The organism is Streptococcus ilei, from assembly GCF_000479335.1.
GTDB classification, from domain to species: Bacteria; Bacillota; Bacilli; order Lactobacillales; family Streptococcaceae; genus Streptococcus; species Streptococcus ilei.
In genome coordinates this window covers 1,226,632-1,253,615 of the sequence record NC_022584.1, presented here as the reverse complement: position 1 = coordinate 1,253,615, position 26,984 = coordinate 1,226,632, and the positions used below count along the sequence as shown (strand labels likewise).

The following is a 26,984-nucleotide window of genomic DNA, read 5'->3' as shown; positions in this document are numbered from 1 at the left end:
TAGATTACTGTTTGTTACGAATGTTGCAAAAATATTTCAATAATACTTGACATTGAGTAATATTGTAATATAATAGTTTTTATCAAATGAAGTGAGGGATCATCATGATGAAAAAATGGACAAGTTTAGCACTTTTAGGATTAACTTCTGCAAGCCTACTCGTAGCCTGTGGTTCAAAAAAAGAAGAGAACAAATCTTCTACCAAAGAAGCACAAACGACGGTGAAGTCTAGTCAGAAAAAAGCAAAGGCAGCTTCTGGTAAGAAAGAGACAAAAGCTACTGAAACGGATGCGCAAGAAGGGGCACAAGCTGCTTCTCAAGATGCAGGAAACTCAGGTCAAACCGATTCAGGATCTGCTGCAGCAAGCACTAACAAGGCCACAGATTCGTCTCAAATGGTGCCGGAAGAACTGGTAGGGACTTGGACAGGAACAACTGAAATTGCCAAAGATGTCCAAATGACCGTGGCCGCGGATGGAACAGTCACTACGACAGCAAACTTTTATCAAGCTGACTTGAATCCTGTTCGTACTGCAACAACGAAAGCCAAGGCAGTTCAAGCATCTGGTAATGTCTATTACTGGGAAACAGACGAACCTGGCGCTTTTGATGCCCTTCTTCCAGGGATTGCTGGACTTGGGGGAGCCAATATGAAGGTAAAACCCGGCTTCATCTTAGAAGAGGGCCATTATACACCGATTGTATTTGTAACAGGGCTTAATGAAGACTTTGATTATAGCAAATACAATGATTTCCGTGTTTCCCTTACAAAATAAAGAAAAATCCACGAATCCCTAAAGAGTCGTGGATTTCAGATTGAAGATAAAGTAATTTTAGAAACTTTCCTTAGGTGAGTACGGACGTCAGCGAACTTCTACGAAGTTCCATGACTTAATTTTGAGCCTAAGGTCTCAAAATTCCCGAGTGCCTGAAACACAGTTGTTTCAGGCACTTTTCTCACGCCGTAAAGTTTTTCATCTTCTTAAATGATTAAAAAATGAAAGTCATTTTTTAAAAATTATCCAGCTGTTTTATAAAAAAATAATAGTTTGTCTGCATTCAAAAATCCACGAATCCTTAAGGAGTCGTGGATTTTGTTTTAGATAAATTGTGTAATAAAGACAATGAGGATGACGATTGGAATCACAAAGCGAAGTAAGAAAATCCAGAGCTTGAAGAAGAAACGCTTGGTTTTCTCTTCTCCCACCTTGAGTTCTTCCTGGGCTAAGACTTGATCAAAGATATAGCCTGTAAATAGGGAGAGGCAGAGAGCTCCAAAAGGCATGAGGAGGTTGGAAACCAAAAAGTCCATGCAATCAAAGAAGGATTTTCCAAAGAGGGTCCACTTGGAGAGCACTCCATAGGAAAGGGCAGATGGAATCCCAAAGACAAAGGTCAGAAGGCCGATGATTTGGCTCCATTTAGCCCGCTGTTTGTTGTTTTGGTTGGTGACGTTCCCGACATTAATCTCTAACATGACGACGGATGAGGTAATGGTCGCAAAGAGGAAGAGAAGAAGGAAAAGCAGGTAGAAGAGGGTACCAAAAGGCATCTTGTCAAAGACTTGTGGCAGGACTACAAAGAGGAGGCCTGGTCCACTAGTAGAAGGGATTTGAAAGGCTGACATGGCTGGGAAGATCGCCAAACCCGCCATGATAGAAACGGCGATATTCATGAAGACGACGGAAATCCCGGATTGGACCAGGTCAGTATCCTTGTCCAAATAGGAAGCATAGGTTAACATGGCTGTCACTCCTAGCGAGAGGGCGAAAAATGATTGGCCCAAAGCGTAGAGCAGACCTTGGCTAGTCATCTTGGAGAAGTCTGGCTTGAGGAAATAGCTAACTCCCTCCCAAGCGCCAGGTAAGGTCAAGGAACGACCAATCATGACTAAGAAGATAATGAAGAGAAGTGGCATCATGAATTTTGAGGCCTTTTCAATCCCTTGTTCCACCCCCTTGGAAACGATCAAGACATTGAGGAGGATGAAGATGGCCTGGGCCCCAAGAGCCAACCAGGGATTTGAAATAATCTCTCCAAAGAGCTGGGTATAGTCACTAACTGAGAGAAGTTGGAATAACTCTCCCAAGGCGACTCCCAAATAAATCAGGATCCAGCCACCGATGACACTGTAGAAGGAGAGGAGGATAAACAGGGCAAAGGCACCGATCCAACCGATCCCATCATAGAGGCGACAGCCACCGAGTTTTCCAAAGGTTTTAATGGCAGAGACACCAGCTGCACGTCCTAGAGTAAATTCAGCCAGTAAGAGGGGAAAGCCGATGAGTAAAGTTGCTATCAAAAAAACGAGAAGAAAACTTCCGCCCCCGTTAGCAGCGGTCATATAGGGGAATTTCCAAACTGCTCCAAGCCCAATTGCAGAACCTGCAGAGGCTAGGATGAAGCCAATTTTGGAACCCCATTGAGATTTTTCAGACATCTTTAAAACTCCGATCTATTTTTAAATAAGAAAAGGCTACTTGAGTTATCAAATAGCCTTCTCTCAACGGCTCTTTAGGAACCTTCTGTGTGATTGATAGACTTGATTATCCTATCATGATTTTTAAAGACTGTCAAGAAAGCGGTTTTCATGTTTTTATAGTTTTCTCAAAAAGTTAAAAAATTTTCGCAAAAACACTTGACTCTGACCTAAGGGGAGGGGGTATACTATCATTGTAAGGAGAAAATCATGTACCAAATAAAAGAAGCTGCGCAGCTTTCAGGTGTCTCTGTCAAGACCCTGCACCACTATGACAAGATAGGACTCTTGGTCCCCTTAAAGTCGGAAAACGGCTATCGAACTTACAGTCAAGAGGATTTGGAACGCCTTCAGGTCATTCTTTACTACAAATATCTAGGGTTTTCTTTAGAGAAAATAGCAGAGCTATTAAAGGAAGAAAGAATAGATTTATTGCCCCATTTGACTAGGCAGTTGGACTACCTAACTCGAGAAAGGCAACATCTGGATACCTTGATTTCCACCTTGCAAAAAACGATTCAAGAACAAAAAGGAGAAAGAAAAATGACCATTGAGGAAAAATTCACTGGATTTAGCTATCAAGATCATCAAAAATACCAGCAAGAAGCGGTGGAGAAGTATGGCCAAGAAGTCATGGATCAAGCCCTCGAACGCCAAAAAGGTCGTGAAGATGAGTCTACGGCTGCCTTTAACCAAGTCTTTCAAACTTTGGCACAGAATCTTCAAGCTGGTTTACCTGCAACAGCAATTGAAAACCAAGAGCAAGCAGCCAAGCTTTTGCAAGCCATTCGTACTTATGGATTTGACTGCTCTATTGAAGTCTTCGGATATATCGGTAAAGGATACGTCTATAACCCTGAGTTCAAGGAAAATATTGATAAATTTGGACCTGGAACAGCCCAGTACACATCAGATGTGATTGTCCACTATGTTGAAAAACAGAGCAAATAAAATAATCGGCGGAGGACTCTCCGCCGATTATTTGCTATTTTAAATCATAAAGCCAGTCGTCACCGTCTTTATAGTAGAAGAATTCACTGATATCATCTTCCAAAAAAACACGAAGCATATCAGACATATCATTGGTTGCAAGTTTTAGACGAGATAGATTTTCAAACTCTTCCCACCAGACCTTTCCTTCGTCTGAAGACTGGAGCTCACCAGTAAAGTGTTCGGTCTTGTAAAAAAGGACGACATAACGGTAATCCTCATCATCGTACCAGTCCTTGATGCCACAGAGTTGGGTTTTAGAAATGGTTAGACCCGTTTCTTCTCTCACTTCACGAATGACAGCATCGACAAAGGATTCGCCACGTTCAACATGTCCGCCAGGAAAAGTAATGCCAGGCCAGTCAGGACTAACTCGATTTTGAACCAGAACCTTGTCCCCATTTTTAATCATACACATGTTAACAAATTCGACTGATTCTCTTCTGTTCATTTTTTACAACCTTTGATATTTAATCATAATGCAGACTTCCTGCCACCCAACCGGTGCAGAGGGCAGAAGTGATGTTAAAGCCACCTGTGTGGGCGTTGATGTCCAGGACTTCACCCGCAAAGTGGAGGCCAGGAACAAGTTTGCTCTCCAGTGTTTTAGGATTGATTTCCTTGAGACTGACACCTCCTTTGGTAACAAAGGATTTAGCCAAGGACATCTTGCCTGTTACAGGGATTGGGAGTTCCTTTACCTTAGTTAGTACCGCATCCACCTCTTTGGGGGAGAGTTGTTTCACCTTCTCGGGAAGATCTTGAACAAAGAATTCTGCCAAGCGTTCAGGGAGCATGATTTTCAAAGCATTTTTCAAGGATTTTTCACGGTTTTCTTCAAGAAATGATAGCAAATCACTTTCAGAAAGTTGTGGCAAGACATCTAAGGAGAGGATTTCACCACCCTTGACAAAGCTAGACATGCGTAGTGCAGCAGGGCCTGACAAGCCAAAATGAGTAAAGAGCAGGTCATGGGTGATGACATGCTTGCCATAGCTGAGAGTCACATCGTCCAGTGAAATACCCTGCAAGGCCTTATGCGGAAAATCCGTCAATAAAGGACTCTCGGCAGCTTCAAGCTCGGTAATAGTGTGTTTGAAGTGGCGAGCAATCTCATGGCCGAAACCGGTAGAGCCCGTCGAAGGGTAGGACTTTCCACCAGTGGTGACAATGAGTTTATCACAAGTAAAGGTCTGGTCTGCTGATTTCAGGACAAACTGGTCGTCTATCTTTTTAACCGAAATAATCTCTGTTTGAGTAGCAATTTGTCCACCAAGTTCAATGATTTTCTTTTCCAAAGCCTCGATTATGGTTCGCGATTTGTCGCTGGCTGGAAAAACGCGACCATGGTCTTCGACCTTGAGTTTGACCCCGTTTTCTGTGAAGAAGCGGATGATATCATGGTTATCAAACTGGGAGAAGACACTGTAAAGGAAGCGTCCGTTGCCTGGAATTCCTGCAAGGAGATCGTCCAGGCTTCCATTGTTGGTCACATTGCATCGTCCTCCACCAGTCCCAGCTAATTTTTTTCCGAGTTTCCGATTTTTTTCAATGAGAAGGGTTTTCTGACCATAAAAGCTACTAGAGATAGTAGCCATCATACCAGCAGGGCCTCCTCCGATGACAATGGTATCGTAGTGGTTCATAAGATCTCCTTTTTCTCATCTCATTTCATTTCCAGTTCATTGTAACATAAAAAATGGACCCTGTCCCCAGGCTCCACTTTTTATGAGTTAATCGTCTTCGTTTGGATTTTGACGGAGGTGGATGGAATAACGCTTAGGTGGGTAAATTCCGATTTCAGGACCCCAGCGTGGGAAGAGCTGATTGGTTTTCTTCCCAGCAGCGTACTTGGCTTCTGCAGCCATTTCCCAGAGCTCTTCGTAGAGATCACCTAGCAAAAAGTCAAGCTCTTGATAATAGAGGTCTGGCTTTCCGTAGTCACTAAGGCTTAGTTCCATCAAACCATATACTTGTAGTTTGTGGTCCATGAGTCTGCGTCCGTCCACCTTGTTAGAGTGAACGATAATGCGTCCGAAAGGATCATTTCTCCGGATGCGTTCGAGCTCTTTGTAGGCGTTGATTCCAGAATTTCCTTGACAGGAGAAGAAGTAGATGTTTTTCAAGTCATAGTCAATATAGGAGATATTTCCATTATAGACCAGCTTGACTGGTAGATTACGAACCCGTTTTTTCTCTAGATAGTTGTTAATATGTTCGACTAACATCTTAGAGGGATAATTGTATTCAATGACATAGATCATAGATTCTTTCCTTTGCTATTGAGTAAATAACTGAGCTATCTTTCAGTTACGATTAGTATACAAGCTTTTGAAGTCAAATAGGGGGAAAAATCTATTTGGTTGATTTTTGAAGCTATTCGGTTCCTTTTGGAGGAGCAAAGGAGAAAAAATCGCTAAAGGAATACGAAGAAAATGGGGAAGCGGGAGCTAGGAGGGGATTTATTGAAAATGCAGAGAAAATTTACCGAAATTTTTCATTTGTGCTATAATCAAGGGGAAGTAACGTCGTGGAAAGAAGGGTATCATGAGTTTAGAACAGTTAGAGCGGAAATCGCTCCAAGAAATCAATCAATCCGTCAAGGTACCTAAGGGAACTTCTTTTTGGAAGACCTTATTGTTGTTTTCAGGTCCGGGGAGTCTAGTAGCAGTGGGCTATATGGATCCTGGGAACTGGATTACCAGCGTTGTTGGCGGGGCTCACTATCGTTACTTGCTATTATCGGTGGTTCTCTTATCCTCCTTGATTGCCATGCAATTGCAACAGATGGCTGGGAAACTAGGGATTGTCCATCGGAAAGATTTGGCCCAGACAACAGCGACGCATTTGCCCAAGTGGCTCCGCTATATTCTCTGGTTAGTGATTGAATTAGCTTTGATGGCGACAGATTTAGCAGAAGTCATTGGTTCAGGGATTGCTCTTCATTTGCTGTTCGGATGGCCCTTGCTCTTTTCTATTTTGGTCACCATCCTGGATGTCTTCCTCCTCCTTGGACTCATGCACTTAGGTTTTCGCAAGATTGAGGCCATTGTCTCCACCTTGATTTTGACCATTTTGGGGATTTTTATCTATCTTGTGGTCCTATCAAAACCAGATATAGGTGGAATTTTTGCTGGGTTTATTCCCAAAAAGGAAATCGTAGGCATTGGTCTTCCTAAAGGATCACAAGCCTTGACGCTAGCCCTGGGGATTATTGGTGCAACCGTCATGCCCCATAATCTCTATTTGCATTCCTCTATTTCACAGACACGGAAGGTCGATTATGAGGATCCTGCAGATGTTCGTCGGGCTGTACGTTTCATGACCTGGGACTCCAATATTGAATTGACCCTGGCTTTTGTTGTCAACTCTCTCTTGTTGATTCTCGGAGCGGCCCTCTTTTTTGGACACGCTGAAGAAATTGGAGCCTTCTCTAGTATGTATGACGCCTTGCAAAACAATGCCATTGCAGGAGCTATTGCAAGTCCTTTTCTGTCAACCCTCTTTGCTGTTGCTTTGTTAGCAAGTGGTCAGAATTCAACCATTACAGGCACTCTGACGGGACAAATTGTCATGGAAGGTTTTCTTAAATTCCGGCTTCCTCAATGGCTTGTCCGCCTCTTTACTAGGATGTTGGCCCTCACTCCGGTCCTGATTGTCGCCTTTCTATTTGGGGATCAGGAAAGTGTTCTAGATGATTTGTTGGTCTATTCTCAAGTCTTCTTATCTCTGGCTTTACCATTTTCAATTTTCCCCTTGGTTTACTTTACCTCCAATAAAAAAATCATGGGAGAATTTGTCAATGCAAAATGGAATACCTACTTAGCTTACGGAGTAGCTACTCTTCTGACTCTTTTAAACGTCCAACTCATTGTCACAACGCTGTTTAAATAAAAAATCAGCTTTTTCGGACGGGGAAAACATGCTATAATAGAAGAAAACTGCTCATCTTACTAGAAAATGGGCAGAAATGGGCAGTAACCATTAAACAAAAGGGCTTAAACCCTTGATACGAAAGGAATCTAGAAAACATTATGATGAATATGCAAAATATGATGAAGCAAGCACAAAAGCTTCAGAAACAAATGGAACAAAGTCAGGCAGAATTGGCTGCTTCTCAATTTGTTGGCAAATCCGCTCAGGATTTGGTGGTTGCAACTCTGACAGGTGATAAGAAGGTGGTATCCATCGAATTTAACCCAGCAGTTGTGGACCCCGAAGATACAGAAACTCTTGCTGATATGACCGTTCAAGCTATCAATGCAGCCATCGAAGAAATTGATGCAGCAACCAAGAAAAAATTGGGAGCTTTTGCTGGTAAATTACCATTCTAAGCATACAGAAAAAGAGAGTGGGACAGAAATCGGTCATTCGTTAGAATTCGATTTCGTCGTCCCACTCAACCACTGCGTCTTGCTCGACAATCCAAAGACAATTGAGAGGCTAGGACTTTTGTCCCAGCCTCTTTTTAGTCGTTAAAAAAATTGGAGAGGTCTAATCCACCAAAAGGAGAGGTAGAAAAGGATTCTTGCTCGGTTAGGAGTTGCCGTGCCCGATCTGATTCGAGAAAGGCTTCATAAACAAGGGCGGTCATTCGTGCATCTTCTAGACTATCATGCGATTTTCCAGCCACTCCTAAAAACTGAGCAACTGTATGAAGCTGCAAGTTCTTAATCCCATGGAGGTCAGAAGGTCGGCGTTTAGAAGCTTCTTCAAAGACATCGACAGCATATTGGTCCGTGAACTCTAGCCCATTTTCCGCTAGTATAGGGAGGTCACTCTTGATGGCATTGTATCCAATGAGGGGACTGTCTGCAACAAAGTCTCGAAACTCCGCTAGAACTTGCTCGAGTGGGGGAGCTTGCAGGATTTTATCAGATGTAATCCCGGTAAGGCCATTGATAAAGCTTTTTAGTGGTTTATCTGTATAGGCATAGGAATCGTAGTGGGCAACTTCTTGGCCATCTGCAAAACGGACAGCAGAAACTTGGATAATGTGGTACTTTCCTTCGAATTGATTAAATTCTAAATCAAAGGAGACATATTGGCTTAATTCTTTCAAGGGAACTCCTTCATCTTATGCTTGCTTTTTGATTTTCTAATTGTTGAGGGGAGGCAAAGGCATAGAAAAAACTGACCGAAGTCAGTTTTTAGCGACCAAAGACGCGTCTCCAGAAGCCTTTGTTTTTCTGTTCAAGAACCTTCTCATTGGCTTGGTCTAGTTCCAATTTCAATGTTTCTCGGTCATTCATAGCCTGGAGAGTTAGTTGTTGCTGTTGGTCCAGCTGTTTGTCTTTTTCAGCGATCTGAACATCTTTGACACGCAACTGCTCATCCTTTTTAGCTAATTGCTCATCTTTAGATTTTAGCTGGTCGTCTTTTGCTTTTAGTTGTTCGTAGAGACGGACGATTTCAGAATTCTTCTCGTCGACTAGAATTTCCATCAGTTCTCGTTGCTTGACATCATCACTGACGGGCTCGTCTTCAAAGATAGTCTTTTTGTAGATTTCTTCTAGCTTGATCAAGCCACTACGGGTTACGACGGTAACTCCCTTATCATTTTTTTCTGTATCTTCAGGATCTAGGGCCTTAACACGGTTGTTGACCGCTTGGCGACTAACTCCTAGAATTTCAGCAATTTCGCTGACTGTTTTTTCGATAGCCATAATATCCTCTAAACTCTTTTTCTATGAAATACTCTCTTAGATATTATCATAAGTAGGCAAGGCTGTCAAATCAAGCAAGGGAAGGGACGACAAGGAAAAAGCATGAAATTCCTTAATCCATCTTAGGAAGGGTTAATCTGGAGTTAGCCAGATCAATGGTGAGTTGGTAGTCCGTTTGGTCGCGGACAGTGATCTCGAAGTCGGTTGTATAAAGGACAAGACGAAGAGTAGTCCCTTTTTCCAGCTTGTAGATGGTTGGTTGGAGTTCAAAGTCGAATTCCATCCATTCCCCTGGGGTTACAGGTTCGACTTGTAAGAGATCATGACGGTTTTGAAGGTTGAGATAGCCCTTTGTAATCACCCGTTGACCGGCTTCCTTAAATGGCAACTCGGTCAAATTGTCTAGCATATGGTAGCGACCGTTATCAAGGGTGCGGACGGATAGGACAGCTGGATAGGGTTGGAGATATTTCTTGCTTCCTAGCTCCATGAGTTGGGCTGAGAGCAAGCCTTTGTTTGTGCTAGATTGGAGCCGCAGGTGAAGGCGAGCTTTTCCGTTGAGGTGTAAGTCTTCTGCGATCGGAAGATCGATGGTCACCTGTTGGGCCTTATCTTGGTAAAGATCAGTTAGGAAGGTTGGATAGGCTTTGCCATAGCGCTCATAATCTTCTGTCGCATAGCGGTTTTGGATGACTCTCTCACCATCTCCCAGTGGGAAGGTCCGCTGGGCTGTTTGATTGCCAAAGTCTTCCAAGGAAGTCCAACTTTGTTCCCCTGTATTGTCCTGCCAGATGACGGTTGGCAATTCATAGCTTGAATCATAGCCCAGTAATTTTTTAGAGAGGAGGGCATTCATACTCTCACGGAAGTCAATGGACTGCCAGTTGTTGAGATAGACATGGGCTCCATTGTGATAGAAGAGGTGTTTCTTGATGTTGGCTGGAAGGGCTTGGAACATTTGGTATACATGGAGGGGCTTGACATTCCAGTCTTGGGAACCATGGGTGAAGACGACCTCTGCCTTGACTTTGTCTGCCTGAAGGAGATAGTTGCGGTCATGCCAGAATTGGTTGTAGTCCCCTGTTTTGCGATCCAATTGCTTCTTAACCTCTTCCAAATCAGCGACATGGGCTGCATGGTGGCGGAGATAGTCTCCAGCCCGAAGGGCACGTGAATAAGTCAACTCAGCAAGCGAATCAAAATCCTCTCCAGGATAGCCGCCAGGACTCGTCACGAGTCCGTTTTCCCGATAGTAGTTGTACCAAGAAGAGATACCGGCTTCTGCGATGATAACTTCTAGGCCATCGACACCGGTGGTAGCCAGTCCATTGGACATGGTCCCTAGGTAGGACAAGCCCGTCGTAGCAACTTTGCCGTTAGACCAATCGGCCTTGACTTGGCGTTGGCGACTGTGGTCTGTAAAGGCCCGGCAACGGCCGTTGAGCCAGTCGATAACATTTTTATAGGCCTCGATTTGACGGTAATCTCCATTGGTCATCAAGCCTTGAGAGTCCTTGGTCCCTAAACCGGAGACGTAGAGATTGGCAAAACCACGAGCGAGAAGGTAGTCGTTGAGGGTATAGCTGGAATTGATATGGGTGAGAGTTTCTTCAACCTCAGAGACTAGTTGAGCTGAACCGACAGGATCCACCAATTCTAATTGAGGTTCTTCTACTTGGATGGTATGAGGTTCTTTGACCTCGAGGTCCACATTCATATTATAGAGAGCCTTGTCGCTAGCCTTGTCATTGGTTCCTTGGTGATAAGGGCTGGCAGTCATGACGGCTGGGATTTTTCCTTCATAGCGTGGGCGAATAATATTGACCTTGACCAAATCTGGAAGACCATCCTGGTCGCTATCAACTCGACTCTCCACATAGACCACTTCACGGATTACATCATGGCAGTTAAAGGTAGCTAGACTTTTTCCGTTGAAAAAGTGGTAGCGATTGTCCTCGGGGATCAAGCCATCGCTGACCAACTGCTCAATTAGTAAATTCCCTTTGACTGTTCGAGTATTGAGGAGGTGATAGAGGTTCTCAACCAAGTTTCCATACTCAATCGGAATTTGGACTTCTTTTAAGAAGCTGTCCGTATTTTCAAAGTCAATAAAATAGCGGAAACCGAGCAATTGGAGGGCCACTGTGTAGAAAATATTTGGAGACCATTCGCGGTCAGATTGGAAATAGCTCAGGAGATCTGTTTCAGCATCCGCCACTAGGTTAGAGAGAGGATAATCTGTATTTTTGTAGGTGAAATAAACCTTGCGAACAAACCATTCAAACAGTTCTTTCTCTGTAAGATGAAGGGGAAGGTCAAACCCGATTTCTTTCAGTTCCTTTAGAATGTCTGCTTGGTCGACTGGTAGATAGCTATATTGATTGAATTTCATAGGATGCTCCTTTTATCAGCTTCACTGTTTCTTTACTTCTTATATTATACGTGATAAAATAGTATTTGTCTAAAGACCTTTGATCTCTGAAGGAGGGTGTCATGGTGAGAAAATTATCTGTTGAAGAAGTTGCAAGAAGACGGACTTTATTGTTTGGGGTTCTTGCCGTCATTTTTGGGATCCTCATTTTTCGAAACGGTGTTGGTTTCACAAAATTTTCCTTGGATCTATTAGCCATTTACTTTTTAGTTGATGGACTAGGAAGCTTTCTTCTTCGCTTTTTGTTACGTAGCAAGTCTATTTCCTATAGCCACTCTATTTGGTTTATTTTTCTTTCACTTGCGTTGATCTGGTTGAATCGACTGAGTAGTCTGCCCGTAAACTTAGTTGTGATTTGTTTAGGGGCATATCAGTTGGGGAGTGCCATTGTCTATGGGATCACATTTTGGCTTTATAAGGCCAATCGGGTAAAAGGAGGCTGGCTCTATTTATGGGATGCGCTTTTAAACGGTGGGATTGGTCTAGCAACTGTCTTGGAACCTGGTTCAGATGGGCACTTCCAATTTATCCTCTTGGGGGCTTATCTGGTCTTGTTGGGGATTTCTAATATTCGAGATGGTATTTTATTTGACAAAGACCAACAAGGCCAAGAGTTAAAACGTCGCTTTCGTATTAGCCTACCGGTTATCTTTGCAGCCTTTATCCCTGCTAAGGAGTTAAAACGGTTTAACCAGTTTCTTCAAAAAGGGAGCTCGGCGGGACACACAGGCCCTTATCGATTGGTGAAAAAAGAAGAAGAGGCAAGGGAATTAGAAATTTTGGTTCATACTTCTGACAGCAACTTATTTGGAGCGATTGGGCATGTAGATATTTGTTATCAGGGGAAGGTCATTTCTTACGGAAGTTACGATCCCTTTTCAGAGCGTCTATTTGGGACGATTGGGGATGGCGTACTGTTTAAAGTGGATAAGGAACCATACATCGAACTATGTAAAAAAGAGAGTCAAAAGACGCTGTTTGGCTACAGCCTATCCCTTACCGAAGAAGAGAATCAGGCAGTAGAGAAGCGTCTAGCTGAAATTGATCAGTTGTTAGAACCTTGGGATCCACCTAGTAGGTTACTGGAAGACGGTCAGCCGACCTACGCTTACAAATTGAAATATGATTTAGGGGCTGAGCTATATAAATTTACTTCTTCGCGTTTTAAATCTTACTTTGTTCTGTCTACGAATTGCTGCCTGTTAGCAGATTCCATTGTGGGACAGGCGGGAACGGCTGTATTAGATGTGCGTGGAGTGATTGCACCAGGGACCTATCAGGATTACTTAGAATACGAATTTGAAGCTCCAAACGGGCGGGTCCATACACGAACAGTATATTAAGTAAAGAAAGACAGATTCAAAATTTTGAGAAATCTGTCTTTTTTGCACAAGATTTCTTGTAAAAAAAAAGAAAATCTTTTAAAATATAAAAGACTTGGAGGAATTATGTGCATAAATAAGATTAGTAGTATTTCACCCGTATTAAAAACAAACAATCGAAATGTCAATCAAGAATTTTTTGAAAAGGTCTTAGGAATGAAAACCCTGTTGGAAGATGGGGCTTTATTATCCCTTGGAGATCAATCGAAGACAGACCGCCTCTATTTAGAGGAATCCCCTAGTATGAGAACCCGTAAGGTTGAGGGACCAAAACGCTTGGCTTGCTTAAAGATTCGCGTGACCAACCCGCAAGAAATTGAGTGGCTTCTGGCTCGTGGTCATCAAGTTGATCGCCTCTTCAGAGGGGAAAATGGCTATGCCTTTGAAGCTCTTTCGCCAGAAGGAGATCGTATCTTGCTCCATGCGGAAGAGCAAGTGGACAGTTTAACTGAAATTGAGGAAGTTCCAGATTTTCAAGCGAATGAAGAGTTTACAACCTTGACGGAGTTTTTCGTAGAAAAGATAGTTCTTCGTGTACCTAATGTAGAGACTTCTACAGCTTTCTATCAACAACTACCTGGCTTAGAAGAGTATTTAGACTTAGAAGCATCAGATGGTCCGGACCTCACACTAGCTAATGGACAGACTTGGGACCTTTGTCAGGTCAAGGTCATTCTAGAACCATTTGTAGCAAGTGAAGTAGCCTCCTGCTTTGGAGATCAGGTGACTTTTGTACCAAAAAGGCAACAATTTGTCTTGGTTGAGGATCCAAGCAAGATTGAATGGTGGTTCGAAGCCTAAGCAAGTCTTTGGCTGATTGAAATGAGTGAAGAAAAATGGAAAAAATCATCCAAAAAATTCAAGAGCAAATAGGAGCAGGCATCTACCCAGGTGCCTCTCTTGCGCTCTATCAGAAAGGAAGCTGGCAGGAGTATTACTTGGGACTAGCTGATCCAGACAAGCAAGAGCCAGTTATTCCTGGCTTGACCTATGATTTAGCCAGTGTGAGTAAGGTCGTCGGAGTTGGAACGGTTCTTGCTTTTCTGGTCCGACAAGGGCAAATTGATATCGATCGTCCCTTAGCTTCTCACTATCCGGATATGGAGCAGGCAGAGGTGACCATCCGTCAGCTTTTAACCCATACTTCTGGGCTGGATCCTTTCATCCCTAGACGAGATGACTTGGATGCTGAGGGCTTAAAAGAAGCCCTGCACCGTTTGAAGCTCAAGGACAATCGCCAGTTCCACTATACAGATGTCAATTTTCTTTTGTTGGGCTTTCTTCTGGAGAAGTGGTATGGTCAGGATTTGGCCCAGATTTTTCAGGAGCAAGTCTTTGCACCTTGGCAAATGAAGGAGACTACTTTTGGCCCGGTTTCTCAAGCGGTGCCAACCCTTCGTGGCGTTCCAGCTGGTGTCGTCCATGATCCGAAAGCGCGTGTACTGGGAGTCCATGCCGGAAGTGCAGGTCTGTTTTCGACCATTAGAGATATGGAAATTTTCCTGGAGCATTACTTACAGGATCCTTTTGCAGAGATTTTATCGCAGAACTATGCTTTAGAAAAAGGGAAGATGCGCTCTCTGGCCTGGAATCTGGAAGGAGACTGGTTGGACCATACAGGTTATACAGGAACCTTCCTTCTCTATAATCGCAAGCTCCAATTGGCAGCTATTTTCCTATCCAATCGGACCTATGAAAAAGATGAGCGGGCCCAATGGATCCTGGATCGGAATCAACTCATGGAGCTCATCAAAAGAGAAATGGAAGGAACCGGAAAAAATCCTTCCTAAGACGGAGAAAGAAGCGTGGTTTAGCCATCGCTTTTTTTCTTTTTTTATATTAAAATGGAAGGAGAGAGGATTGTATTAAGCAATCTATAGCAGAAAGAACGAAGATAACTGAGAGACATATGACTAGATCGATAGGTGTCGGACAAGCACATAGCAAGATTATTTTAATAGGAGAGCATGCGGTTGTTTATGGCTATCCAGCCATTGCCTTGCCCCTCCTTAACATTCAGGTCACTTGTCAGATTGTACCTGCGGAGCGTCCGTGGGTCCTTTTTGAGAATGATAGCTTATCTATGGCCGTTTACGCTTCTTTAGAGCATTTGGGGATTGAGGAGGCGGCTATCGCTTGCCGGATTGACTCCATGATTCCGTCCCAGCGGGGGATGGGGTCCTCGGCTGCTGTCAGTATTGCGGCAATTCGAGCAGTCTTTGATTACTTTGGGCGAGATTTGAGTCAAGAGACTTTGGAAATCTTGGTTAATCGAGCGGAAATGATTGCCCATGTGAATCCAAGTGGGCTGGATGCCAAGACCTGTCTCAGCGATCAGCCGATTAAATTCATTCGAAATGTCGGTTTTAGTGAATTAGAGGTTGATTTGGGTGCCAAGCTGGTTATTGCAGATACAGGTATCCGTGGCCATACCAAAGAAGCCATTCAGAAGGTCAAGGATTTGGGTACAGAGGCCCTGGCAAGTTTCCATGAAATTGGACTTCTAACTGAGCAAGCAGAAAAAGCTCTTGCCCAAAAAGATGCTCCCACCTTGGGACGTATCTTAACAGACTGTCATCATTATTTGCAGGCAGTAGGAGTGAGTTGTCCAGAAGCGGATCAACTGGTGGAACTAGCCTTAGCGAGTGGAGCTTTGGGAGCCAAAATGAGCGGTGGCGGGCTCGGTGGCTGTATCATTGCCCTTGCTGCAGATCAGGAACAAGCAGAGATGATCGCAAAAGAACTAAGAAATAAAGGAGTGGAGGAGTTATGGATCGAAAACCTGTAAGTGTGAAATCGTATGCCAATATCGCCATTATTAAGTATTGGGGTAAGGAAAACAGTGAAGCGATGGTACCATCAACTAGTTCCATTTCCTTGACCTTGGAAAATATGTATACGGAGACTCGCCTCAGCCCTTTGGGACCTGAAGCCAAGGCTCATGCCTTCTATATTGATGGGGTCTTCCAGAATGAAGCGGAGCAGGCCAAGATTGGAGCAGTCATCGACCGCTTTAAACCAGAAGGGGAGACAGGCTTTGTTCGGGTTGATACCAGCAACAATATGCCGACAGCTGCAGGACTTTCTTCTAGTTCTAGTGGTTTGTCTGCATTGGTAAAAGCCTGCAATCGCTATTACCAACTGGGCATGACTCAGGCAGAACAAGCTCAAGCGGCTAAGTTTGCTTCCGGCTCGTCATCTCGTTCCTTCTTTGGGCCTTTGGCTGCTTGGGACAAGGATACTGGAGCAATCTACCAAGTAGAAACGGATCTCAAACTGGCCATGATCATGCTGGTGTTAAACGACCAGCAAAAGATTCTTTCCAGTCGGGAAGGAATGAAACGGTGCACAGAAACCTCTGCCAATTTCCAAGAATGGATTAGCCAGTCAGCCCAAGATTACCAAGATATGCTGGGTTATCTGAAGGACAATGATTTTGAAAAAGTAGGAGAATTGACCGAACGGAATGCTCTTCTCATGCATTCTACAACCAAGACTGCAAGTCCACCCTTCTCCTATTTGACGGATAAGAGCTATGAGGCCATGGAGTTCGTGCGCTCTCTTCGTGAAGAAGGGAAACGATGCTACTTCACCATGGATGCAGGCCCCAATGTGAAAGTTCTCTGTCTAGAAGAGGATCTGGAGCAGTTGGTTCCACTTTTTGAACAAGACTACCGTATCATTGTCTCCAAGACCAAGGATTTATCCCATGAAGATTAAGAAAGAAGTTCGTGCAGGTGGGAAGCTGTATGTCGCTGGGGAATATTCTATCTTAACTCCTGGACAAACAGCCATCATTCAGTTTATCCCTATTTACATGCAGGCAGAAATCCAACCAGCATCTACTTATCGGATTCAGTCGGACATGTTTCCTTTTGCGGTTGATTTGACTCCGAATACGGACTATGCATTGATCCAAGAAACCGTGCATCTGATGAACGCCTACCTCCAGTCACAAGGAGTAGCGATTTCTCCCTTTGATTTACGTATTGGGGGGAAATTTGAGCGAGAGGGTAAGAAATTCGGAATTGGCTCTAGTGGCAGTGTGGTCTTGTTGACCCTCAAAGCCATGGCAGCTCTTTATGATTTCCCCCTGCCTGCAGACTTGCTCTTTCGTTTGGCCTGTTTGGTCTTGATTCAGCGTGGTGACAATGGGTCAATGGGAGACCTAGCTTGTATTGCCTATGAAGGCTTGGTTAGCTACCGCTCTTTTGACAGACGGGCGCTGGCTGATCAATTACAAGATCAGGATCTGGACCAGGTCTTAGCCCTTGATTGGGGATATGAAATCCGGCCTCTTTCCCCTCAGTTGTCCTATACTTTTTTAGTGGGTTGGACCCAAGAACCTGCTATTTCAAGGGACTTGATTAACCAGGTTCGTTCAGCTATTGATCCTGTCTTCTTAGAGGGGACGGAGCAGGCTGTACAAGACCTCTTAGTGGCCTTTCAAGAAGCAGACAGAGACTTAGCCTGGTCCTCTATCGGTCGGGCTAGTGACTTACTTCTATCTCTTAATGAGGTAATTTATACCAAAAAACTAGCCCAATTAAAGAGGGCAGAAGAGGGGTTAAAGGTCATTGCAAAATCCAGTGGCGCTGGAGGAGGAGATTGTGGAATCGCCCTCGCATTTGAGGAGGCTGCTGCCCAAGAAATCGTCAGACGCTGGCAAGAAGCAGGGATTGATTTATTATATTCAGAAAGGATGGGAGAGTATGACGACCAACCGAAAGGATGAACATATTCGTTTGGCCTTGGAACAAACTCCGGGTTACAATAGCTTTGATGAGGTTGAGTTGATTCATTCCTCTTTACCAACTATCGATTTAGATGAGGTGGACTTGACAACTCATTTTGCGGGTCGTGATTGGGACTACCCTTTTTATATCAATGCCATGACAGGTGGCAGTGCCAAGGGGGGAGACATCAATCGGAAGTTAGCCCAGGTGGCAGAAGCCTGTGGCATTCTCTTTGTGACGGGGTCCTATAGTGCAGCTTTAAAAGATCCTCAGGACAGCTCCTATCGAGTCAAGGACCTTTATCCGGACCTTCTCTTTGCGACCAATATCGGGATTGACAAACCGCTTGAATTGGGCATACAGACGATTGAAGAGACCCAGCCCCTCTTTCTCCAACTCCATGTCAACCTCATGCAGGAGCTTCTCATGCCCGAAGGGGAACGAAGCTTTAGAAACTGGCAAGGCCATTTAGCAGGTTATGCAAAGCAACTTCCAGTGCCCTTGGTGCTAAAAGAGGTCGGTTTTGGTATGGATGCCGGAACTATCCAAAGAGCTATCGAACTAGGTGTCAGGACAGTTGATATTTCTGGTAGAGGTGGGACCAGTTTTGCCTATATCGAAAACCGTCGGGGAGGCAATCGCTCCTATCTCAATGACTGGGGACAAACAACGGTCCAAGCCCTACTTGGGGCTCAACCACTGATGGATCAGGTCGAGGTTCTCGCCTCTGGTGGCGTTCGTCATCCCTTGGATATGATCAAGGCACTGGTTCTAGGAGCCAAGGGGGTCGGTCTTTCTCGGACCATTTTAGAATTGGTAGAGACAAAGCCGATTGACGAGGCCATCGCCCAAGTCAATGCTTGGAAAGAGGATTTACGCCTGATTATGTGTGCCCTTTCTTGTCAGACAATTGCCGATTTAAGAAAGGTTCCCTATATTCTTTACGGACGAGTAAAAGAAGGACACGAACAAATCTCTTCCATCCATGATTAACTTCAAGAAACTAGCAAAAATCCCTCCGTTTACACGGAAGGATTTTTTAGTTATTTTGACGAATTTTCTCTAAAACAGCTTGAGCTTTTTCTAGGTTAAAGGGTCTATCCTCTAGCAGGGCTTGCACCACGGGAGCTACCTCTGACGGAGTAGCGCCAGCAAGCAGGGCGAGTGACTTAGCCTGGAGTTTCATATGCCCATGTTGAATACCGGTGCTGACCAAGGCCTTAAGCGCTGCAAAGTTTTGAGCTAGGCCAACGGATACAATAATCCGTGCAAGAGTCTGGGCGTCAGGATTTCCAAGTAGTTCATGAGCCACTTGAACACTTGGATTGAGTCCGATGGAGCCTCCCTTGGTAGCGATAGGCATGGGAAGGGTCAGCTGACCTTCTAGGACTTGCTGTTCTGGATGATCCATCCAGTTAGATAGTCCTAGAGCTTGTCCTGTTCGACTGGCATAGGTATGGCCACCTGCTTCAATCGCCCGCCAGTCATTTCCAGTTGCTAAGACGACAGCATCGATGCCATTGAAAATTCCCTTGTTGTGAGTCGCTGCTCGATAAGGATCAACAGCCGCTAATTGACTGGCCAGAGCTATTTTCTGAGCAATTTCGGCAGCTTCCTTGGGATCACGACTGAGAAAGCGGTAGTCTATGTGACACCTTGCAGTGACGAGGGCATCTGTTGCTAGGTTGGACAAAATAGCCATTAAGCCTTGGCCCCCGGATAACTCTTCTAAAGGGTCGACCAGAGCTTCCAACATGGTGTTGAGCATGTTAGCCCCCATGGCTTCTTTTGGATCAACGGATAGGTAGCAAATGAGAAAGTCACCTTTCACCTCTGTCCAGAGATCTCGTGCCCCACCTCCCCGTTTAACGATGGAAGGATAGGCTTGATTGGCCAGTTGGAGCAGTTCTTCTTTAGCTTCTGTAATCGCCTGACTGGCCTTTTCTTTATTGCTGACATCATAGAGAGCCACTTGCCCAATCATTTGACGCTTGTGAACCTGGGTCTGAAACCCACCTGAACGCTTGATCAACCCTGCAGCATAAGAAGCAGCAGCAATGACAGAGGGTTCTTCCGTCACCATTGGGACCTGAATTTCCTGATCATCTATCTGGAAGCCAGGAGCTATACCAAAGGGCAAGGCTAAGGTGCCGAGGACATTTTCGACCATTTCATTGGCAAGAGAAAGGGGCAATGTGTCATTGTCCCTTACTGTTTGTAGTCCTTCTTCTGAAAGGAGTCCGGCCTGAGCCAGTTTCTCGATACGCTCTGCTGGACTTGCTTTTGAAAAACCAGTTAATTTAACCATGGTGTTCTACCTTTACATAGGTTCGTTGGTGTTCGTTGATTTCTGATAAGGCAAAGGTTTGATCTTGGTAACCTTGGAAGGTTTGATTGCCTTCAGCATCTAATTGTGCCTCTTCGAAGAAGATCTTCTCATATTCGGCAATCGTAAGAGCTTTTCGCTGATCCAACTCTGCCAAACGGTTTGGATGGAGCATTTGCTCAAATCCTTCGACTAAGTGAGCACTAAAAATCTCAGCGACTGCGCCACTTCCATATCCATAGAGGGCGATGCGGTCGCCAGCCACTAGTTGAGGCTGATTCTCTAAGAGAGAAAGCAAACCTAGGAAGAGGGAACCTGTATAGATATTCCCAACCTTTTGGCTGTAGAGAATGGATTGTTCAAAATTGTATTGCAATTGGGCTTGTTTCTCAGGAGAAAGACTCTTGTCAAGAATCTTTTTTAAGCCCTTGAGGGCGAGCTTGGGATAAGGAAGGTGGAAGCAGACCGCTGCAAAATCATCCAAGGTTAAGCCAGTTCGTTTTTGATACTCTGTCCAAGTTGTTTTCAGGCAATCCAAGTACTGTTGGGTCGAATAAATCCCATTGACAAAGGGAGTGCTGGAATAGTTAGGACGCCAGAAATCCATGACGTCACGGGTCTGAGCTACATTATCATCATTAAAGGCTAGGATACGTGGGTTCTGCGTCACTAGCATAGCGACAGATCCAGCTCCTTGAGTCGGTTCTCCAGGGGTGTCGATCCCATATTTTGCAATATCGCTGGCAATGACCAAGACCTTGCTCTGTGGGAACTTTTCAACATGAAGTTTAGCATAGTCCAAAGCGGCCGTTGCAGCATAGCAGGCTTCCTTCATTTCAAAGCTCCGAGCAAAGGGTTGGATTCCTAGGAGACCGTGAACGAAAACAGCAGCAGCCTTACTCTGGTCAATTCCTGACTCGGTCGCAAGGATGACCATATCAATTTCTTCTTTTTCTTCTTCGGTTAAAATACTATGGCTGGCACTTGCTCCAAGTGTGACGATATCCTCTGTAATAGGGGCAATACTCAGTTCTTTCAATAAGAGCCCTTTACTGAGTTTTTCTGGATCAGTATTTCGAGCAGCCGCTAGCTCACTTAAGCGCAAGACATACTGGCTGGTCGCAAATCCAATCTTATCAATACCGATTGTCATAAATAACCTCTTTTAATTTGATATCTACTAGTATATTTCGTTACTATTTTACCATATTTGAGAGCAAAACTCCCTTGAAAAAGCCAGAACAGTCTGGAAATCATTCTTAGGACCGAGTTGGGCAAGGGGATTTTTTGAAAAAAAGAGGACGAAAAACAAAAAAGGCTGGGACAAAAGTCCTAGCCTCTCAATTGTCTTTGGATTGTCGAGCAAGACGCAGTGGTCGAGTGCTCAAAGCACTGCTTTGAGGTGGCGGATAGAACTTGCGAATCAAGTATCCTAAGTCTTTGTTCGCTTTTTAAGCTTCAAAGATGCCCTATGTTGACGGAAACTATGTTTCCTTTATCTGCAACCTTCAACAGTCTCCCAGACTGTTGAAGCTGTGCGGAGGTGGGACAACGAAATCGAATTCTAACGAATTACCGATTTCTGTCCCACTCACTTCAACTCTTATGCTTGCTTATCTTTCTTAGGGTTACTCATAACCCGTATGAAGAGTTCTTTGCATTTGTCTCTTAGAACATTTTCGTAGAAGACGATTAAAGCGATGTATACAATCAGAAAGTTCAAGGTCAGATAGAACAAGTCAAATGAATTACGGGCATAGATAGTCGCTGATTGATAGGAGGGGAGGGCTCCTAGGATCATCCAAGGAAGATACTTGATATACTTGTTTAGCATCATACAGCACCTCGCATACTTTAAAGGATTTGTTTTTTCACTATCATTGTACTCCTTTTAAATAAAAATGCAAGCGATTACATAGATAAGTTTTGAAAAACCAATGCTAGTTGGCATTGGTCATTTTTCTTTTTTGATGGCGTTGATAAGAATGGTAGAGTTTCAAGACGACAGACCCGCTAGCCATCCCGATAGAGATGACCAAGGCTAGAATAACCACCAAGGTTACGCTGGTCATGGCTTGCCGATATTGGCCGCTAACAAAGAAGGAGGTGGTCCGATAGGAAATATATCCAGGAACCAAGGGAGCAAGAATAGCCAGCATAAAGACAACGACAGGTGTCTTATAGATAATACTTAAAATTTGACTGATACAAGAACCCACAATCGCTGCAATAAACGTCGCGACAATAACATTGGTAGGTCCTTTCAAGATATAGTAGAGCAACCAGATAGCCATTCCTAGAACTCCTCCAGGGACTAACATCGAGCGTTGCACGTTGAGGACGATTAAAAAAGTGATGATGGCAATCAAACTAGCCACCGCTTGGATTAAAAATTCGATTAGATTCATGATTCTATTTCATAAGGACAAGAGCGACGGTCGTTCCGGCACCAAGGGCAAGAGTAATGAGCAGGGTCTCAAAGAGTTTACTCATCCCAGAGTTGAGGTGGTTGTTCATCAGATCCCTGACGGCATTGGTCATGGCAATCCCAGGAACGAAAGGCATGACACAACCGGCAATAATGAGATCAGTATTGGAAGGAAAACCACTATATTGAGACCAAATATGGGCCAAAAAGCCAAAGACAAAGGCTGCTGCAAAAGCAGTGGCAAAAGGGATGCGCACGTATTTCTCAACTACTAGAGAGAAAGCAAAGGCAAAGACGGTCGCAATACCTGCTCCAATCGCATCATAAAAATTCCCGCCAAACATAATAGAGAAAAAAGGGGCACTAAGAGTAGCCGCGATGGTTAACTGCAGATTGGTATAAGGGACTGCTTTCTGTTTCAATTGGCTCAAGGCTTGGTAGGCTTCTTCGAGATTGATGTGCCCAGAGACTAATTGGCGAGAAATCTGATTGACATCACAGACCTTCTCGATATTGTAATTGGTCCGCAGGATCCGCTTCATCCGCGTGATATTGGCATTTTCGATTGAAAAGAAAATAGCGACTGGCATCGCTAAGGCATTGCAATCATCGATTCCTTGAGAATGAGCAATCCGGATCATGGTATCCTCCACTCGATGGATTTCAGAACCACTCTCTAAAAGGAGGGTTCCTGCCAACATGAGGACATCAATCACGCGGTCCATATCTTTAGACGCTTCCATTGTTCTTCCTGTTCTGTTAATAGATTGCTTCCATTATATCAAAATTTCACTGATTTGTACTAGTGTTACCACGGATTTAGTCAAGACAGGACAAGAAAAAACCAGCCGTTTCCGACTGGTTTGAAAAATCTATTTGAATCTTAGCTCAATGCATCATCCATAGAAAGAACTTCGTGGAAGACACGTTGTGTCAATTCAGTTTTTTGTTCTGGAGTGAGGTATTTAGTGTTTACACAGTATCCAGAGATACGAACGATAACATCTTCACCGCTCATGATCTTTTCGTAAACGTCTGACAAGTCCATAACGTTCAAGTTAACGTGTTGTCCACCGTTTTCGAAGTATCCATCAAGGATAGTTACCAAGTTGTCTACTTGTTCGTCACGAGTTTTACCAAGAGCACGTGGTGATACTTGAGTTGTCAATGAGATACCGTCAGCTGCGTAACCAAAGTCAAGGCTAGCAAGTGAGTTCAAGTTTTGCAACCATCCACCTTTCGCTTTGTTAGATGGGTTAGCACCTGGTGAGAAGAATTCTAATTTGCTTGTGTTCACAGAACCATCTTCGTTGAGGAATACCCCTTTGTGGACTGGTGAGTTACCAGTTTGTTTAGAGTAAGCAACGTTAGAAGTGATAGTCAAAAGTGAAACTGTAGCTTCAGCGTTCTTGTAAAGTTTGTGGCTGCGAAGACGAGTAGTGTAAGCTTCGATCAACCATTCTGCCAATTCGTTAGAACGTGGGTCATCTTCACCCCAACGTGGGTATTCACCGATTGTTTCGTAATCGTAGATGTAGCCATCTTCGTCACGGATTGGTTTAACAGTAGCGTATTTGATTGCTGACAAAGTATCAACAGTGTTAGCGAATCCACAGATACCGAATCCCATGTTTGCGCGTTGGTGAGTTGGCAAGAAGGCCATTTGAACAGCTTCGTAGTTGTACTTATCAGTCATGTAGTGGATGATGTTCAAAGCATCTACGTAAGTGTCAGTCAACCAGTCAAGTGATTTTTCGAAGTTTGCTTTAACAGATTCGAATTCAAGAACTTCGTCACGGATAGGATCGATGTCAAATACTTTGTAGTCTTTATGAACGTCGTCGTAACCACCGTTCAAACCAGTAAGAAGAGCTTTAAGCACGTTTACACGAGCACCGAAGTACTGGATGTTGTGGCGTTGTTCTTCATTTTCTGGGTCAAGTGGAGATACACAACATGAGATACAGCTCATTTCACCGTATCCGTCTTTAGCCATAGTAGTTACACCTTCGTATTGGATAGAAGAGTGTTTGTGGCTCATATGCATACAGTAGCGACGGAAGCTGTATGGCAATTTGTCAGTCCAAAGAACTGTCAAGTTTGGTTCTGGAGAGTTACCGATGTTGTCCAAAGTGTTCAAGAAACGGAAGTCCATCTTCGTAACACGGTGACGTCCGTCGTTACCCATACCAGCCATAGAAGTTGTGATGAAGGTTGGGTCACCTGAGTACAATTGGTCGTAAGCTTTTGTACGAGCAAATTTAACAGTACGCAATTTCATAACGAAATCATCAACGAATTCTTGGATTTCAGACTCAGTGTAAGTACCACGAGCCAAGTCACGTTCAGCGTAGATGTCCAAAACGATTGGCACACGTCCAAGAGAAGTAGCAGCACCGTTGATCACACGGCAGACAGCCATGAAGGCGATGTTTGTCCATTGGATTGCTTCTTTTGTATCGAAGGCAGGACGACGTACGTCTACACCATAAAGGTCACCCAATTTAACAACTTCTTGAAGTGCTTGGTATTGAAGGTTTACTTCTTCACGAAGACGGATTGATTCTTCATCGATTTCAGTGATCGCATTCCAGTCGTTTGCTTTTTCAGCCATCAAGTAGTCAGCTCCGTAAAGGGCCAAACGAGCATAAACCCCGATGATACGTCCACGTGAGTATGCATCTGGAAGACCAGTTACTGTGTGAGCGTGACGTGCACGACGGATGTTTGTAGTATAAGCACGGAAGATACCGTCGTTAACTGTTGTTACATATTTAGTGAAGATTTCATGCACAGCTGGATCTGGCTCATATCCATTTTCTTTCAAAGTAGTTTCCGCCATACGGATACCACCACGAGGCATGAAGTTCAATTTGAACAATTCATCGTTTTGGATACCGAAGATCACTTCGTTTTCTTTGTCGATGTATCCAGCTGCGATATCAGCGATAGAAGTTGGACGAGTATCGTATGGGAAACGAGTTTCTTCGTAGTGTGCTTTTGTTTCTTCAACAATCTTCTTGATGTGAAGAGAACGTTCAGTTGGTCCAGCTAGGAAGCTTTCGTCTCCATCATAAGGAGTGTAGTTAGCTTGTACAAAGCGTGAGACGCTGGCTCTTTCTTTCCAGTCTTCCCCTTGGAAGCCTTCCCAGGCTTTGTCAAAAATGTCTTGTGCTTCAACAACTGTTTTAACAACCATGTTTAAATCCTCTTATATCTTTCTAGCAACAAATCTGTTGCACTTACAATAGTAGTATACCACATAGAAATCGGTTTCACAAAGGGAATAGCAAAAAGATTTTGGATTCTTTTATAATACAGAACAGCACAGATGAATAAACTGTATTATATTTTTGTCTTGAGGAAAGTGAAAATTAGTAGGAAAAAATCGGTGATAGGGATATAATGAAAGAGGAGGTTGCCCATGCTCATATTTCCTTTAGTAAATGATACGAGTCGTAAGATCATTCATATCGATATGGATGCCTTTTTTGCGTCCGTTGAAGAGCGCGACCATCCAGAATTGAAGGGAAAGCCTGTCATCATTGGTCATGATCCCCGTTTGTCTGGTGGAAGAGGAGTGGTATCGACTTGCAATTACGAAGCCAGAAAATACGGGGTCCATTCGGCTATGAGTTCCAAAGAGGCCTATGAACGGTGTCCTCAGGCAGTGTTCATCCCTGGCAACTACGAGAAGTACCAGGCTGTTGGTCTCCAAGTCAGAGAAATATTTAAACGCTACACCGATCTGATTGAGCCCATGAGCATTGATGAAGCCTATCTGGATGTGACCAACAATAAGCTTGGTCTTCAGTCTGCTGTCAAGGTAGCTCGCTTGATTCAGCATGATATTTGGAATGAATTGCATTTGACTGCTTCTGCCGGAGTTTCCTACAATAAGTTTCTTGCAAAAATTGCCAGTGATTACCAGAAGCCTCGAGGACTAACCGTTATTTTACCCGAGCAAGCTCAAGATTTTTTAAGTCAGCTAGATGTAGCTAAGTTTCATGGTGTGGGAAAACGGACAGTGGAGCGGCTTCATGATTTGGGAATTTATACAGGTGCAGATCTCTTAGAAGTGCCGGAAATGACTCTCATCGATCACTTCGGTCGCTTTGGTTTTGATCTTTATCGAAAGGCTCGGGGGATCCATAACAGTCCTGTCAAGAGCAATCGTATTCGCAAGTCCATTGGGAAGGAACGCACCTACCGAAAATTGCTGGTGGCCGAGGATGATGTGCTAAAAGAATTAGCCAACCTATCTGAAAAGGTAGCGAACAGTTTGGCCAAGCATCAGAAAATTGGTAAGACCTTGGTGCTCAAGATTCGTTATGCCGATTTTACGACCTTGACCAAGAGACGAAGTTTAGAGGAAGCAACCAGAGACCCTAAAGTCATTCAGAGACTGGCCCAGGAGCTCTACCAGAGCCTAGAAAGTAACTCCTCAGGTATTCGCCTTTTAGGGGTGACCCTCACTAATTTTTCTTCCGAGTCTCGGGAAACCCATGAAGGATCTCTAATAGAAGAAACCCCGTAGGTATACTTG

The 26,984-nt window shown here is 44.1% G+C and carries 25 protein-coding genes; 12 read left to right on the top strand and 13 right to left on the bottom strand.

Annotated features, from left to right (window positions below):
* The first annotated feature begins 104 nt into the window (after positions 1-104).
* The gene (locus N596_RS05970) at positions 105-776 is read left to right on the top strand and encodes a hypothetical protein (RefSeq protein WP_023027293.1); all 672 of its coding nucleotides are present in this window, start codon (positions 105-107) and stop codon (positions 774-776) included.
* 323 nt (positions 777-1,099) lie between these two features.
* Here N596_RS05970 and N596_RS05965 read toward each other — a convergent pair whose 3' ends face one another.
* Positions 1,100-2,440, bottom strand: a complete 1,341-nt coding sequence (locus N596_RS05965) for a sodium-dependent transporter (RefSeq protein WP_023027292.1) — start codon at positions 2,438-2,440, stop codon at positions 1,100-1,102.
* 249 nt (positions 2,441-2,689) lie between these two features.
* Here N596_RS05965 and N596_RS05960 point away from each other — a divergent pair, with 249 nt between their 5' ends.
* Complete coding sequence (locus tag N596_RS05960; protein WP_023027291.1) at positions 2,690-3,430, top strand: MerR family transcriptional regulator; 741 nt, start codon at positions 2,690-2,692, stop codon at positions 3,428-3,430.
* A gap of 34 nt (positions 3,431-3,464) precedes the next feature.
* Here the strand turns inward: N596_RS05960 and N596_RS05955 are convergent, their stop codons facing one another.
* The 3 genes from N596_RS05955 to N596_RS05945 form a co-directional block, all read right to left on the bottom strand.
* Complete coding sequence (locus N596_RS05955; RefSeq protein WP_023027290.1) at positions 3,465-3,920, bottom strand: 8-oxo-dGTP diphosphatase; 456 nt, start codon at positions 3,918-3,920, stop codon at positions 3,465-3,467.
* 19 nt (positions 3,921-3,939) lie between these two features.
* The gene (gene aao / locus N596_RS05950; RefSeq protein ID WP_023027289.1) at positions 3,940-5,115 is read right to left on the bottom strand and encodes an aminoacetone oxidase; all 1,176 of its coding nucleotides are present in this window, start codon (positions 5,113-5,115) and stop codon (positions 3,940-3,942) included.
* Positions 5,116-5,202: 87 nt separating this feature from the next.
* The gene (locus tag N596_RS05945) at positions 5,203-5,733 is read right to left on the bottom strand and encodes a hypothetical protein (RefSeq protein ID WP_023024466.1); all 531 of its coding nucleotides are present in this window, start codon (positions 5,731-5,733) and stop codon (positions 5,203-5,205) included.
* 283 nt (positions 5,734-6,016) lie between these two features.
* On the opposite strand from N596_RS05945, the gene N596_RS05940 reads away from it, so the two are divergent.
* The gene (locus N596_RS05940) at positions 6,017-7,363 is read left to right on the top strand and encodes an Nramp family divalent metal transporter (protein WP_023027288.1); all 1,347 of its coding nucleotides are present in this window, start codon (positions 6,017-6,019) and stop codon (positions 7,361-7,363) included.
* Positions 7,364-7,503: 140 nt separating this feature from the next.
* Positions 7,504-7,803 (top strand): YbaB/EbfC family nucleoid-associated protein, encoded by a 300-nt coding sequence (locus N596_RS05935; RefSeq protein ID WP_023024462.1) that lies wholly within the window; start codon positions 7,504-7,506, stop codon positions 7,801-7,803.
* Between the two features lie 134 nt (positions 7,804-7,937).
* Here N596_RS05935 and N596_RS05930 read toward each other — a convergent pair whose 3' ends face one another.
* The 3 genes from N596_RS05930 to N596_RS05920 all read right to left on the bottom strand — a co-directional run bounded on the left by N596_RS05930 (position 7,938) and on the right by N596_RS05920 (position 11,527).
* Entirely contained in the window at positions 7,938-8,531 is a 594-nt protein-coding gene (locus tag N596_RS05930; protein ID WP_023024461.1) for a 3'-5' exonuclease, read from the bottom strand.
* A gap of 88 nt (positions 8,532-8,619) precedes the next feature.
* A complete protein-coding gene (locus N596_RS05925; protein ID WP_023024460.1) occupies positions 8,620-9,135 on the bottom strand; it encodes a DUF536 domain-containing protein in 516 nt (171 codons plus the stop codon).
* A 112-nt stretch (positions 9,136-9,247) separates the two neighbouring features.
* A complete protein-coding gene (locus tag N596_RS05920) occupies positions 9,248-11,527 on the bottom strand; it encodes a Xaa-Pro dipeptidyl-peptidase (protein WP_023027287.1) in 2,280 nt (759 codons plus the stop codon).
* Between the two features lie 101 nt (positions 11,528-11,628).
* Between N596_RS05920 and N596_RS05915 the strand changes: the two genes are divergently transcribed.
* The 7 genes from N596_RS05915 to fni all read left to right on the top strand — a co-directional run bounded on the left by N596_RS05915 (position 11,629) and on the right by fni (position 18,677).
* The gene (locus N596_RS05915) at positions 11,629-12,909 is read left to right on the top strand and encodes a DUF308 domain-containing protein (protein WP_023024458.1); all 1,281 of its coding nucleotides are present in this window, start codon (positions 11,629-11,631) and stop codon (positions 12,907-12,909) included.
* A gap of 105 nt (positions 12,910-13,014) precedes the next feature.
* Positions 13,015-13,749, top strand: coding sequence for a CppA N-terminal domain-containing protein (locus tag N596_RS05910; RefSeq protein WP_023024457.1), 735 nt, complete (start codon positions 13,015-13,017; stop codon positions 13,747-13,749).
* A gap of 35 nt (positions 13,750-13,784) precedes the next feature.
* Positions 13,785-14,738 (top strand): serine hydrolase domain-containing protein, encoded by a 954-nt coding sequence (locus N596_RS05905; protein WP_023027285.1) that lies wholly within the window; start codon positions 13,785-13,787, stop codon positions 14,736-14,738.
* A gap of 119 nt (positions 14,739-14,857) precedes the next feature.
* Entirely contained in the window at positions 14,858-15,736 is an 879-nt protein-coding gene (gene mvk, locus N596_RS05900; RefSeq protein WP_023027284.1) for a mevalonate kinase, read from the top strand.
* Positions 15,718-16,668 (top strand): diphosphomevalonate decarboxylase, encoded by a 951-nt coding sequence (gene mvaD, locus N596_RS05895; protein WP_023027283.1) that lies wholly within the window; start codon positions 15,718-15,720, stop codon positions 16,666-16,668. Before mvk ends, mvaD begins: the two co-directional genes overlap by 19 nt.
* Entirely contained in the window at positions 16,658-17,683 is a 1,026-nt protein-coding gene (locus N596_RS05890) for a phosphomevalonate kinase (RefSeq protein WP_023027282.1), read from the top strand. Before mvaD ends, N596_RS05890 begins: the two co-directional genes overlap by 11 nt.
* Complete coding sequence (fni, locus tag N596_RS05885) at positions 17,661-18,677, top strand: type 2 isopentenyl-diphosphate Delta-isomerase (protein WP_023027281.1); 1,017 nt, start codon at positions 17,661-17,663, stop codon at positions 18,675-18,677. Before N596_RS05890 ends, fni begins: the two co-directional genes overlap by 23 nt.
* Positions 18,678-18,723: 46 nt before the next feature.
* Here fni and N596_RS05880 read toward each other — a convergent pair whose 3' ends face one another.
* The 6 genes from N596_RS05880 to pflB all read right to left on the bottom strand — a co-directional run bounded on the left by N596_RS05880 (position 18,724) and on the right by pflB (position 25,637).
* Entirely contained in the window at positions 18,724-19,992 is a 1,269-nt protein-coding gene (locus N596_RS05880) for a hydroxymethylglutaryl-CoA reductase, degradative (RefSeq protein ID WP_023027280.1), read from the bottom strand.
* A complete protein-coding gene (locus N596_RS05875; protein ID WP_023027279.1) occupies positions 19,985-21,163 on the bottom strand; it encodes a hydroxymethylglutaryl-CoA synthase in 1,179 nt (392 codons plus the stop codon). Before N596_RS05875 ends, N596_RS05880 begins: the two co-directional genes overlap by 8 nt.
* A 450-nt stretch (positions 21,164-21,613) precedes the next feature.
* Positions 21,614-21,844 (bottom strand): hypothetical protein, encoded by a 231-nt coding sequence (locus tag N596_RS05870; protein ID WP_023027278.1) that lies wholly within the window; start codon positions 21,842-21,844, stop codon positions 21,614-21,616.
* A 106-nt stretch (positions 21,845-21,950) separates the two neighbouring features.
* On the bottom strand, positions 21,951-22,418 hold the full coding sequence (locus N596_RS05865) for a threonine/serine exporter family protein (protein WP_023027277.1): 468 nt from the start codon (positions 22,416-22,418) through the stop codon (positions 21,951-21,953).
* A 4-nt stretch (positions 22,419-22,422) separates the two neighbouring features.
* Entirely contained in the window at positions 22,423-23,181 is a 759-nt protein-coding gene (locus N596_RS05860; protein WP_006595565.1) for a threonine/serine exporter family protein, read from the bottom strand.
* 140 nt (positions 23,182-23,321) lie between these two features.
* Positions 23,322-25,637 (bottom strand): formate C-acetyltransferase, encoded by a 2,316-nt coding sequence (gene pflB, locus N596_RS05855; protein ID WP_023027276.1) that lies wholly within the window; start codon positions 25,635-25,637, stop codon positions 23,322-23,324.
* Positions 25,638-25,862: 225 nt separating this feature from the next.
* Between pflB and dinB the strand changes: the two genes are divergently transcribed.
* The gene (gene dinB, locus N596_RS05850) at positions 25,863-26,975 is read left to right on the top strand and encodes a DNA polymerase IV (protein WP_023027275.1); all 1,113 of its coding nucleotides are present in this window, start codon (positions 25,863-25,865) and stop codon (positions 26,973-26,975) included.
* Positions 26,976-26,984 lie beyond the last annotated feature (9 nt).